The following is a 12,009-nucleotide window of genomic DNA, read 5'->3' on the forward strand; positions in this document are numbered from 1 at the left end:
GGGCTCAGCCGGTGAGCGCTTCGACGGCGAGGGTGCCCAGGCCCACCAACACCCCGTAGCCGGGGATCATCAGCAGGGGGAGGGGCACCAGGACCCGCCAGTGGAACGCCTTGTCGCGGTACTCCGGCATGCCCCCGGTCCCGGGGAGGGTGAAGAACGCGGGGCGCAGGGTGCAGAAGAGCCACCAGTCGACGATCAGCAGATCGACCAGGTTGATCCATGCGAACAGTGCGGTGCCGAAGCCGAATCCCGGCCAGAACCCCAGGTCGGAGCCCTGTTCCTGGTGCAATCCGGTGAGTGCGACCACGGGTGTCGTCCCCAGCAGCAGGGCGATCAGCACACCCATCGCCGTGGAGGTGCGGGCCCCGCGGACGGACTTCCCTCCGTGCTCGGCACGGAAGCGGTCCCTGATCGCGGGGGGATAGTCGTGCTCCAGGGAGTCCGGCGCGATCGCCGCCCCGCCGATCAGCACGGCACAGAACAGTCCGGAAGCGATCAGGGAGTACAGCGCGGTGACGTGCACGGCTGAGGACCAATCCACCCGGCAAGGGTAAGGCGTGGCGTCGAACGGATCTACGGCCAGGGAGAGTTGACGCACCGCCCGGCCGCTGCTCCCGGGCCGCGGCCCGGTGCCGGCGACCGCGCTGTGCGGTGACACGTTCCAGACACGGCGCGTGCCATGATCGGGCGGATGAGCGCGATACGAGGGCGACCCGCCCCCCGGTGCCCGGCCGTCACCCTGCTGACCCTGGCCGGATTGGCCGGACTGTCCGGCTGCGGGCTGTCGGCGGAGCTGGAGCGGGAGCGCCACCCGGGCGGACGCCCCACGAAGCCCGCGTTCGGGGTCGCATCGCAGGCTCCGCCCAGCACCCTCGCGCCCCTCCCGGGGAGCCGGCCACCCGGTACCGGCACCACCTCCGGTGCCTCCGCCGACGTCTCCGCAGCGCCGGACGGGGCACCGGGCGGCGCCCCCTGCGACAGCCCGGGCATCCGCCTGCGGGCCGAGCACACGGGCGCGGCCATGGGGCTGCGGGCCATGTCGGTGACCCTCACCAACTGCGACTCCGAGCCGTACGCGCTCGACGGCCACCCCCGCGTCCGGCTGGTCGACGAGCACGGCGTGCAGCCCCCGGGCATCCGGGTCGTAGGCGACCTGGACGTCGTGCCCATGGCGCCCTCGGCCGCGCCCGCCACCGCGTTCACGCTGAAGCGCGGCGAGAGCGCGGTGGCCGACGTGATGTGGCGCACCAACGCCGAGCACGTCCCCTCCCTGCGCATCCGGGCCAGGCCCGACGCGCCCGAGGTGGTGGTGACCCCCGACGACCCCCTGGACGTGGGCCCGCGCAACGTGGTCGGCACCTCCCCGTGGCGCCCCCGCTGAGCCCGGAATCCGCTGCCCCGGCGGTCCCGCACCCTCCCCGGCGCCCCGCCGTGACCGGAAACCGTCGGTCGCCCGGGCACCCGGAGTTCACCGGGCATCCACCCAGCGTGCGGAAACGGGGTACGGAATGTCAGCGGCGCGTGTTTCGATGGACACATGATCAACGAATTCCTCGCCCATGACCTGCCCCAGGTGGAAGCCGCGGTCCGCGAGGCCGCCGCGGTGGAGATCGTCCCCCGGTTCCGCCGCCTCGCCCTCGACGAGATCGTGGAGAAGGCGGGCCCGCACGATCTGGTCACGGTCGCCGACCGGCTCGCCGAGAAGCACCTGACGGCCGCGCTCACCGCCCTGCTCCCGGGCTCCGTGGTGGTCGGCGAGGAGGCCGTCGCGGAAGACCCCTCGACGTACGAGGCGCTCCAGGGCGACGCCCCGGTCTGGATAGTGGACCCGGTCGACGGCACCCAACAGTTCGTCCACGGCGACCCCGGCTTCTGCACCCTGGTGGCCCTGGCGCACCACGGCGAACTGCTCGCCTCCTGGACCTACGCGCCGATCGCCGGAGAGCTGGCGGTCGCGGTCCGCGGCGGCGGCGCCCACCTCAACGGCGCCCGACTGACCGCCGGTGCCCCCGAGCCCGGCGCGGACCTCCGGATCGCCAAGTCGCACCCCGACTACACCACCCCGGAGGAGAAGCGGGCCCTGCTCGGCCTGGACACCGAGGGCGTGGCCTCGCGCGACTGCGGCTCCGCGGGGTTGGAGTACCTCCGGATCGCCCGGGGCGCGCTGGACGCCGTCGCGTTCTCCTGGGAGAACGCGTGGGACCACGCGGCGGGCCTCCTGCTGGTCGCGGAGGCCGGCGGCGGCCACGCCACGCTGGACGGCACCCCGTTCCGGCTGGCCGGCGGCAACGCCCTGCCCTTCACGGCGGCTCGTGACGCCGCCACCGTCACCCGGGTCCTGGAGTTGCTGCGGGCGGGTGCCTGAGCACCGTCCGGCCCGCACGGCCGGGCCTATCCTGGTCCTCCCTGGCCATCGGCTGACGAAGGAGTCCCCAGATGCCGTCGGTGCTCGACGTGGTCGTCGTGGGTGCGGGGCCGAACGGGTTGACCGCGGCCGTCGAACTGGCCCGGCGCGGCTACTCCGTAGCCGTGTTCGAGGCCCGGGACACGGTGGGCGGCGGTGCCCGTACCGAGGAGTTGACGCTCCCCGGCTTCCGGCACGACCCCTGTTCGGCCGTGCACCCCCTGGGGATCGCCTCCCCGGCCTTCGGAGCGATGCCCCTGGCGCGGTACGGGCTGGAGTGGCTGCACCCGCCGCTGCCCATGGCCCACCCCTTCCTCGACGGCACGGCGGCCGTGCTGTCCCGCTCCATCGCCGAGACCGCCGCCTCCTTCGGCCCCCGGGACGCCGGCGCCTACCGGCGTCTGGTCACCCCGTTCGCAGCCCGCTGGGACACCCTCCTCCGGGACTTCATGGCGCTGCCGCTGACCGCACTGCCCCGCGATCCGGTCACCCTGGCCCGGTTCGGACTCGCCGGACTGCCGCCCTCCACCTGGCTGATGCGGCGCTTCAAGGACGACCGGGCCAAGGCCCTGTTCGCCGGGCTCGTCGCCCATGTCATCGCCCCGCTGGAGGGCCTCGCCACCAGTGCCGTCGGCCTGGTCTTCGCGCTCGCCGCGCACACCGGCGGCTGGCCGGTCGCCCGGGGCGGCTCCCAGAGCATCTCGGACGCCCTCGCGGCCTATCTGAAGGACCTCGGCGGGCAGATCCACACCGACTTCGAGGTGAAGCGGCTGGACGACCTGCCGCCCGCCCGCGCCTACGTCTTCGACACCTCCCCGCTCGCCCTGGCCCGGATCGCCGGCCTCGGCCGTCACTACGACGGCTACCGGTACGGCGCCTCCGTCTTCAAGATCGACTACGCGCTGGACGGACCGGTGCCGTGGACCGCCGAGGCGCCGCGCCGCGCCGGGACCGTCCAGATCGGTGCGAGCAGCGCGGAGGTCGGTGCCGCCCTGCGCGCCGCGTCCCGGGAGGGCCGCGCCCCCGAGGCGCCCTTCCTGATCACCGCACAGCCGTCCCTCGTCGACCCGAGCCGGGCGCCCGAGGGCAAACACGTCTTCTGGGCGTACGGCCACGTCCCCGGCGGCTGGGACGGCGACCTCACCGACGCCGTCGAACGGCAGTTGGAGCGGTTCGCCCCCGGGTTCCGTGACCGGATCCTCGCCCGCGCCACGGCGGGACCGCCGCAACTCGCCGCCCGCAACGCCAACTACATCGGCGGGGACATCGCCTGCGGCGCGGCCGACGGGCTGCAACTGCTGCTGCGCCCCCGGCCCGGTCTGCGACCGTACCGCACCCCCCACCCCGCCGTGTTCCTCTGCTCGTCCGCGACCCCGCCCGGGCCGGGCGTGCACGGCATGTCCGGACACAACGCCGCCAAGGCCGTCTGGCGGCGACTGAACGCGACCGGATGAGCCCGTGCCCGCCCCGGCCGACGGTGCTGGCCGAAAGCTGCCGGGGCAGGTCACATTCCCCTTCTCGGGCCGGATGACCATGAGTGTTTTCTCATTCTTGTTTCCATTGACACGCATAGCCGCGGACTTCTAGCTTCCAGTCATCGAAAGCGCGGCTCCATGGCCGTGCCCGCCCCCTCACGGGAGGTCGAATATGGAACAGCTCATCAAGAAGATGGCCCAGGACGACAACTGGCAGGCGTGGAACGCACTCAACTCCGCGACGGCCGGTGACAAGACCGGTTGCATCAGCGCCACGCCGAAGAGCGGCTGCATCAGCGCGGCGCCCAAGACGGGCTGTATTTCCTGAAGTCGATCCGCTTCGGGCGCTGACCTGAACACCGAGCATCCGGGCGGCAGCAGCCGGTCGTCGTCCGGGTGTCTTCGGCTACCGCCCATTCGACAGCCACATTCTGTTGCCCTGTTCCGCACCCCACGAAGGTGAACATGGACAGCCAGCTCGCCCCTGAGGTGATCGACTGCATCAGGGACATTCCGATCTATCAGGAATCCTTTGCGCGAGGCCACTTCCCCGTTCTGGAGAAACCAGAAATAGCCCAGGGGTTCCCGGAGAACTGGATGACCCCCCGGCTGGCCACCGCACTGGACCGCGGCGAAGCCGAGTTCGTCCTGTCGACGGGCACCAACCACGCCCGCATGCAGCTCATCCGGCCGCCGTACTTCCTGCTCAAGAGCTACTACCGGCTGTGGAGCGACCACCCCGACCTCGCCAGGACCTGGCGCGAGGGTTGCCGTCGGGTGTCCCTGACGACCGTGCTCGCCACGGAACACGTGGCCCGGGTCAACGCCAGGAAGCGCGGCACGCCACCCGATCCCGCGCCCGGCCTCGACGACCGCCGCCTCGACGACCGCACGGTCTACCTGAACCAGCGGCTCGACCCCGACCTGTGGGAGCGCGCCGACGTCGAGCGCATGGTCGGCGAGATCCAGGACGAGCGCAGCACCCACCCCGAGGGCTGGTACCACCTGGACTGCTCCGGCTACCACCTCGCCCACCTGGTGCGCAAAGCCGCCCGGTGGGACCTCATGGACGCGTTCCCCCGGCCGGAAACCGTGATCACGGCCTACGAGTACACCCCGCTGAACGTCCGGCGCTTCCTCGAAGGCCGCCTCGGACGCCCGGTGATCGACCTCTTCGGCAGCACCGAACTCGGCTACCTCTACTACAGCGACCAGGCCGGGCGGTACCACCCGTACCTCGACCGGATGAGCCTCGAACTGCTCCCGGTCGCCCCCGGGAGCACCCTGTTCAGCCTCATCGTCACGAGCGTGCGCAATCCGTACATGCCGCTGGTCCGCTACCGCTCGGGCGACTGCGTGCGCACCCTCGACGGGACCCCGGACCCGGCGAAGGTCGTCCGCATCTGCGGCCGGGAAAAGGAGCTCCTGCATTCCCCGACCGGTCTGGTGGCCCAAGGCGACCTGGACGAATGCGTGGCCGCTGCGTCATCCCGTGTCTTCCTCTACCAGTTGCGCACCAAGGGACCGGAAGGCACACAACTCCTCTTCACCACGTTCGACGACGCCCCCCTCGAACCGTCCGAAACGTCGGCGCTGGAAAAACTCATAGGAGACCTGACCGGAATGCGCTGCAACGCCGTGCACCGCACCCACATTCCGGTGGGCCCCTCGGGAAAGTACGCCTGGCTGGTGACGGAACCCCTCACCCGTACTGGAGAACGATGAAGACGCAGCAGCGCATCACGGAATCCAATCTCATAAGCCTGCTCGGCGAGCCCCTGCACAAAGAAGTCGTCACCTATTTCGTGAAGGAAACGGGAGCGACCCGGCAGGACGTCGAACGGCAGGTCACCGAATGCCTGCGGTACCTGTTCCTCGTTTCCCGCTACCGCTCGGAACTCGCCGGTCTCTTCCTGCCCGTGGAACAGCACATCGACGAGATATGGCACTACCTCATCCTCCAGACCCGGGAGTACCGGGCGCTGTGCGAGGAGCGTCTACCGGGCCGGGTCTTCATCGACCACCGCAGCATCGGCTACGAGGAGTACGCCGAGGAACCCGGGCGCGAGCGGACCATCGAGGAAGCGCTCCGCTGGATCCCGCTGTACTGCGCGGAGTTCGGCCCCTTCGAGGAGGAGGCCGTCGCCCACTGGACCATCGTCCGCTTCCTCCGTGACCGCATGGACCTGTCGCTGACCGACATCGCCGCGTTGCGCTCGGCGCGCGCCGCGTAGCCGATCAGGACCGGGGCGCGCCCACCGCCCTCCCGCACCGGACGAGGAGCGAGCCAGTGGCGTCCCCCACCACAGCGAACGTCACCACGGACCACGACGAGCACCCCGCGCAACGGCGGGTCCTCGCGGTCCTGGTGACCACCCAGATCCTGAACGGCGCGGCCCTCGCGGCCGGAATCACCGTCGGCGCACTGCTCGCCGAGGAGATGCTCGGCTCCACCGGCCTCGCCGGGGTGCCGAGCGCGCTGTTCACCATAGGCGCGGCAGTGGGGGCCGCGGGGATCGGCCGGGCCTGTCAGCGCTGGGGCAGACGGCCCGGCCTCACCCTCGGCTACGGCATAGGCGCCCTCGGGAGCCTCGTCGTGGTCGCCGCCACCGCCTGGGACAGCGTGCCGCTGCTCTTCCTGGGACTGCTCGTCTACGGAGCCGGCACCGCCTCGGTCATGCTCGCCCGGTACGCGGGCGCCGACCTCGCCGCGCCGGCCCGGCGCGGCCGTGCGGTCAGCACCGTACTGTTCGCCACCGCCGCCGGGGCGATCGCCGGCCCGGGACTCGTCGGAGTGACGGGAGACCTCGCCCGCTCCTGGGACCTGCCACGCCTCTCCGGACCCTTCCTGCTGGCGTTCGTCGCCTTCCTGGCCGCCGCGCTGGTGCTCTGGGCCCTGCTGCGCCCCGATCCACTGCTCCTGGCCCGTGCGGCGGCCGGCGGCCCGACCCCGGACACCACCACCGGGCCCCGCGGCGGCCGGACGATGCTCGGGGCGCTCCCGCGCGAGGACCTGCGGCGGATGGCGGCCGGAGCGGCGGTGATGGTGCTCAGCCAGGTCGTGATGATCGCGATCATGACGATGACCCCCGTCCACATGGCCGACCACGGTCACGCCACCGGCACCGCGGGGCTCGTCATCGGACTGCACATGGGGGCGATGTACCTCTCCTCGCCGCTCTCCGGGTACCTGGTCGACCGGACCGGCCGGACCCCCACCGCGGCCCTCGGCGCCGTCGTGCTGTGCGGGGCCGCACTCCTCGCTCACGCCGCCCCGCCGGGTTCGGCGCCGGTCCTGGCGCTCGCCCTGGTCCTGCTCGGCATCGGCTGGAACCTCGGCTTCGTCAGTGGAACGACGATGGTCACCGACGCCGCCCCGCCCGAACGCCGGGCCGCCTACCAGGGCCTCATGGACGTCGGGGTGCTGATCGCCGGTGCCTCCGGCGGACTGGCCTCCGGGGCCCTGGTCGCCGCCGGCGGCTTCGGCCTGCTCACCGGGGCCGGAGCGGTGCTGGCGCTCCTGTTCACCCTGTACCTCGCGGTCCGCGGCGGTCTGCCCGGCAGACGGGTGAGCGGCGACGGATAGGCCCACCCCGGGGCGGGCACCCCGCGCAACGTCCATGTCGAATTCTCGCTAGCCGCCGTGGGTGCGCCTCCCGGATGCTGGAGGCATGCACAGCGCGATGCACGCCGACACCGAGCGGTGCGTGAGAGCGGTCCAGTCCAAGGACGGCCGCTTCGACGGCTGGTTCTACACGGCCGTGCTCACCACCCGGATCTACTGCCGCCCGAGCTGCCCCGTGGTGCCGCCCAAGCCGGAAAACATGGTGTTCTACCCGAGTGCGGCGGCCTGCCAACAGGAGGGCTTCCGGGCGTGCAAGCGGTGCCGTCCCGACACCAGCCCCGGATCACCCGAGTGGAACCAGCGGGCGGACCTCGTCGCGCGGGCCATGCGGCTGATCGCCGACGGCCTGGTGGACCGCGAGGGCGTACCGGGACTCGCCGCGCACCTCGGCTACAGCACCCGCCAGGTCGAGCGCCAGCTCCTGGCCGAACTGGGCGCGGGGCCCCTCGCCCTCGCCCGGGCGCAGCGGGCCCAGACCGCCCGGCTGCTGATCGAGACGACCGCGCTGCCCATGGCCGAGATCGCCTTCGCCGCGGGTTTCGCCTCCATCCGCACCTTCAACGACACCGTCCGCGAGGTCTTCGCGCTGGCGCCGAGCGAACTGCGGGCCAAGGCGGCCGGACGCCGCGGCCCGGCCGTCACCGGAGCGCCCGGCACGCTGTCCCTGCGGTTGCCGTTCCGGGCACCCCTCACCCCCGACAACCTCTTCGGCCACCTGGCGGCGACGGCGGTGCCCGGGGTGGAGGAGTGGCACGAGGGCGCCTACCGCCGCACCCTGCGACTGCCCTACGGGCACGGCACGGTCGCCCTCACCCCGAACCCGGACCACATCGGCTGCCGACTGACCCTCACCGACCCGCGGGACCTCACCGTCGCCATCAGCCGCTGCCGCCGACTGCTGGACCTCGACGCCGACCCGGTCGCCGTGGACGCCCAACTCCGCACCGATCCGCTGCTCGCGCCCTTGGTCGACCGGGCCCCCGGCCGTAGGGTGCCGAGGACCGTGGACGAGGTCGAGTTCGCCGTCCGGGCGGTGCTCGGCCAGCAGGTCTCGACGGCGGCGGCCCGGACCCACGCGGCCCGGCTGGTCCTCGCGCACGGCGAACCGATCGAGGACCCCGCGGGCGGACTCACCCACCTCTTCCCCACCCCCGAGGCGCTGGCCGCCCTGGACCCCGAGGCGTTGGCCCTGCCGCGCAGCCGGCGGGCGACCCTGACGACCCTCGTCGCGCGGCTGGCCGGGGGTTCGCTGCGCCTGGGCGCCGAGTCCGACTGGGCGAAGGCACGCACCCAGCTCGGCGCGCTGCCCGGCTTCGGGCCGTGGACCGTCGAGGTCATCGCCATGCGGGCGCTGGGCGACCCCGACGCCTTCCTCGCCACCGACCTGGGGGTGCGCCGGGCCGCCGCAGGACTCGGCCTGCCGTCCACCCCCGCCGCCCTCACCTCCCGGGCCGCCGCCTGGCGCCCCTGGCGCGCGTACGCGGTGCAGTACCTCTGGGCGACCGACGACCACCCGATCAACGTCCTCCCCGGGTGACGGCCCGTTCCGTACCGCCGCACCCGCCACGACCAGGAGCACCGGCCATGAGCGCCACCAAGCACCACAGCCACATCGACAGCCCGTACGGCACGCTGACCCTGGTCGCCACCGGAGGCGTCCTCAGCGGGGTGTACATGACCGACCAGCGGCACCGCCCGCCCCAGGAGTCCTTCGGCGACCGCGACCCCGGACCCTTCGCCGAGGCGACCCGCCAACTCGACGCGTACTTCGCGGCCGACCTGACCGAGTTCGACCTGCCCCTACGACTCGACGGCACGCCCTTCCAGCGGTCCGTCTGGGCACGACTCCTCACGATCCCGTACGGCGAGACCCGCACCTACGGGGAGTTGGCCGAGGCGCTCGGCAATCCCTCGGCGTCGCGCGCGGTGGGCCTCGCCAACGGCAAGAACCCGATCAGCGTGATCGTCCCCTGCCACCGGGTCATCGGGGCGAACGGCAACCTCACCGGCTACGGCGGCGGCCTGCCCCGCAAGCAGCGCCTGCTCGACTTCGAACGGGGCACGGGCACGGCCGCCCTGTTCTGACGGAGCGACCCGCGGGGCTCAGGCGTCCGGACCGGGCTCGTCCGGCCCCGGGTCCCGGCGGGCCAGCCGCCGCAACCGCCGGTGCCGTTCGGGCCCCGCCTCGGAGATCGCCTCCCCGACCATCGCCCGCACCGCGTCCCGCAAGCCGTGCAACCGCTGTTGTCGGGGGAACCCGGCCCCCGGGTCCGTCCGCAGTTCCGTCACCAGGGCCCAGCACAGCACCAGCATCACCACCACGAACGGCACCGCCACCAGGATGGTCGCGGTCTGGAGCGATTCGAGTCCGCCGGCGACGAGCAGCACCGCCGCCACCGCGGCCATCAGCACCCCCCACGTCACGACCAGCCAGGTCCGCGGGTGCAGCGTTCCCCGGCTGGTCAGCGACCCCATCACCAGCGAGGCGGAATCCGCGCTGGTGACGAAGTACGTCATGACCAGCAGCATCGCCACCCAGGCGGTGATCGAACCGAGCGGCAGCGCTTCGAGCATCGCGAACAGCGACGCCTCCGCGCCCTCCTCGACCTTCGCCGCCATGTCGACCCGGCCGGTCTCGTCCAGCCGGATGCCCGTCCCGCCCATGACGCAGAACCAGATGACGGTGGCCCCGCTGGGCACCAGCAGCACCCCCACCAGGAACTCACGGATCGTGCGGCCGTGCGAGATCCGGGCGATGAACGTCCCCACGAAGGGCGCCCAGGACAGCCACCACGCCCAGTAGAAGATGGTCCAGGCACCCAGCCACGCACTGTCCGTGAAGGCACCGGTGCGGGTCGCCATGGGCAGCAGCTCGTGCAGGTAGCCGCCGAGGCTCGCGGGGATGGCGTCCAGGATGTAGACCGTCGGCCCGAACAGGAAGACGAAGACCATCAGACAGGCGGCGAGCACGATGTTGAGGGTGCTCAGCCACTTCACTCCCTTGTGGAGCCCCGAGAACGCCGAGATCACGAATGCCGCCGACAGCACCACCACGATGAGCAGTTGCAGGGTCGTCGAGTCCTTGATCCCCGCGGTCAGCCCGAGGCCCGTCGCGACTTGGAGCGTGCCGACGCCGAGGCTCGTCGCCGTGCCGAACACCGTCGCGAACACCGCGAGCAGGTCGATCACCCGGCCCGGCCAGCCGTCCGCCCGGCGCTCGCCGAGCAACGGCACGAACACCGAACTGAGGCGGTTGCCGCGGCCCTTGCGGAAGCCCGCGTAGGCGAGGGCGAGGCCGGCGATCCCGTAGATGGCCCAGGGCGTCAGCGTCCAGTGGAAGAACGAGTACTCCAGCGCGACCCGTGCCGCCGCCCCCGTCCGCGGTTCCACCCCGCTGGCCGGCGGCGGGTTGAGGTAGTGGGTGAGCGGTTCCCCCACGCCGTAGAACATCAGCCCGATGCCCATGCCCGCGCTGAACATCATCGCGATCCACGCCAGGCTGGTGAACTCGGGTTCGCTGTCGTCGGCCCCCAGTTTGACGCGCCCGAACCGGGAGAGGGCGAGCACCACGCACAGCACGAGGAAGACGTCCGCGGCGATCACGAACAGCCAGGCGAAGTTGGCGAGGACCCAGTCCAGTGCGGTGCGCGAAACGGTGTCGAAGGAGTGCTTGCCGATCGCGGCCCAGCCGACGACGCCGAGGACGACGAGCACTCCTACTCCGACCACTACGGCGTCGGGTGCGGTGTTCTCGTCGTCCGGTGGGGCGGGGGCCTGTGTCTCTACGCTCATCGTGCCCCACTATGGTGGGAATCGTCCCTGTAGCTCGTGAGCCGCGCCGCGATGGTGGTCGCCCGCGCAGTTCCCCGCGCCCCCTTCGGGGGCGTTCCGCTCCTGGTGCGCTGCGCAGTTCCCCGCGCCCCTTCGGGGTGCGTTCCCGTGCGGGTGCGCTGCCCGGCCGGCGTGCGCTGGCGTGTTGCGCAGTTCCCCGCGCCCCTTGAGGGTGCGTTCCTGTGCGGGTGCGAGGCTCGGCCGGCGTGCGCTGTGGTTTCGCGCAGTTCCCCGCGCCCCTTATCGGGCCCGCAGCCCCTCCCCGGAGACGCGGCCCCACCCGCGCAGGGAAGGCCCGACCGGTGGCGCCCCATCAGGGGCGCGAGGAACTGCGCGAGCAACCCTCACTGTCCCGCAGGGAAGGCCGGGCCGGTGGCGCCCCATCAGGGGCGCGAGGAACTGCGCGAGCAACCCTCACTGTCCCGCAGGGAAGGCCGGGCCGGTGGGCCCCATCAGGGGCGCGAGGAACTGCGCGAGCAACCCCCACGGACCCGCAGGAAGGCCCGGCCGGTGGGCCCCGTCAGGGGCGCGGGGAACGGCGCGGGCAACCCCCACGGACCCGCAGGGAAGGGTTCGGCCGAGGGGGCCCCGTCGCGACCCGCACCGGACCGGGCACGCGAAAACGGGTGTGGCTCCCCCGTGCAGAGGTGCCCGGGGGCCCACCACATAAAAAA

Annotated in this window: 11 protein-coding genes; 9 read left to right on the forward strand and 2 right to left on the reverse strand. The window is 72.4% G+C overall.

Translation table 11 applies throughout. The features are described from left to right. Positions 1-4: 4 nt before the first annotated feature. Positions 5-541: a hypothetical protein gene (locus ACFWIA_RS21245; protein ID WP_387007379.1), complete on the reverse strand. Its 537-nt coding sequence runs from the start codon at positions 539-541 to the stop codon at positions 5-7. 150 nt (positions 542-691) lie between these two features. Between ACFWIA_RS21245 and ACFWIA_RS21250 the strand changes: the two genes are divergently transcribed. The 9 genes from ACFWIA_RS21250 to ACFWIA_RS21290 all read left to right on the forward strand — a co-directional run bounded on the left by ACFWIA_RS21250 (position 692) and on the right by ACFWIA_RS21290 (position 9,589). Continuing rightward, positions 692-1,381 carry a DUF4232 domain-containing protein gene (locus tag ACFWIA_RS21250; protein WP_387007380.1) on the forward strand — a complete coding sequence of 230 codons (690 nt, stop codon included), beginning with the start codon at positions 692-694 and terminating at the stop codon, positions 1,379-1,381. A 156-nt stretch (positions 1,382-1,537) separates the two neighbouring features. After that, entirely contained in the window at positions 1,538-2,365 is an 828-nt protein-coding gene (locus tag ACFWIA_RS21255) for an inositol monophosphatase family protein (protein ID WP_387007382.1), read from the forward strand. A gap of 71 nt (positions 2,366-2,436) precedes the next feature. Further along, positions 2,437-3,858, forward strand: coding sequence for a phytoene desaturase family protein (locus tag ACFWIA_RS21260; protein ID WP_387007384.1), 1,422 nt, complete (start codon positions 2,437-2,439; stop codon positions 3,856-3,858). 193 nt (positions 3,859-4,051) lie between these two features. Next, positions 4,052-4,207 (forward strand): hypothetical protein, encoded by a 156-nt coding sequence (locus tag ACFWIA_RS21265; protein WP_385490954.1) that lies wholly within the window; start codon positions 4,052-4,054, stop codon positions 4,205-4,207. Positions 4,208-4,344: 137 nt separating this feature from the next. After that, positions 4,345-5,604: a hypothetical protein gene (locus tag ACFWIA_RS21270; RefSeq protein ID WP_387007386.1), complete on the forward strand. Its 1,260-nt coding sequence runs from the start codon at positions 4,345-4,347 to the stop codon at positions 5,602-5,604. Continuing rightward, positions 5,601-6,113 carry a hypothetical protein gene (locus ACFWIA_RS21275; RefSeq protein WP_387007388.1) on the forward strand — a complete coding sequence of 171 codons (513 nt, stop codon included), beginning with the start codon at positions 5,601-5,603 and terminating at the stop codon, positions 6,111-6,113. Before ACFWIA_RS21270 ends, ACFWIA_RS21275 begins: the two co-directional genes overlap by 4 nt. Positions 6,114-6,169: 56 nt before the next feature. Further along, a complete protein-coding gene (locus ACFWIA_RS21280) occupies positions 6,170-7,465 on the forward strand; it encodes an MFS transporter (RefSeq protein WP_387007390.1) in 1,296 nt (431 codons plus the stop codon). An 85-nt stretch (positions 7,466-7,550) separates the two neighbouring features. Continuing rightward, positions 7,551-9,041 carry an AlkA N-terminal domain-containing protein gene (locus tag ACFWIA_RS21285; protein WP_387007392.1) on the forward strand — a complete coding sequence of 497 codons (1,491 nt, stop codon included), beginning with the start codon at positions 7,551-7,553 and terminating at the stop codon, positions 9,039-9,041. Between the two features lie 47 nt (positions 9,042-9,088). Next, positions 9,089-9,589 (forward strand): methylated-DNA--[protein]-cysteine S-methyltransferase, encoded by a 501-nt coding sequence (locus tag ACFWIA_RS21290; RefSeq protein ID WP_387007394.1) that lies wholly within the window; start codon positions 9,089-9,091, stop codon positions 9,587-9,589. An 18-nt stretch (positions 9,590-9,607) separates the two neighbouring features. On the opposite strand, the gene ACFWIA_RS21295 is transcribed toward ACFWIA_RS21290, so the two are convergent. Continuing rightward, positions 9,608-11,296, reverse strand: a complete 1,689-nt coding sequence (locus ACFWIA_RS21295; protein WP_387007396.1) for a BCCT family transporter — start codon at positions 11,294-11,296, stop codon at positions 9,608-9,610. Between the last annotated feature and the right edge of the window lie 713 nt (positions 11,297-12,009).

The organism is Streptomyces sp. NPDC127068, assembly GCF_042724695.1.
Taxonomy (GTDB): Bacteria; Actinomycetota; Actinomycetes; order Streptomycetales; family Streptomycetaceae; genus Streptomyces.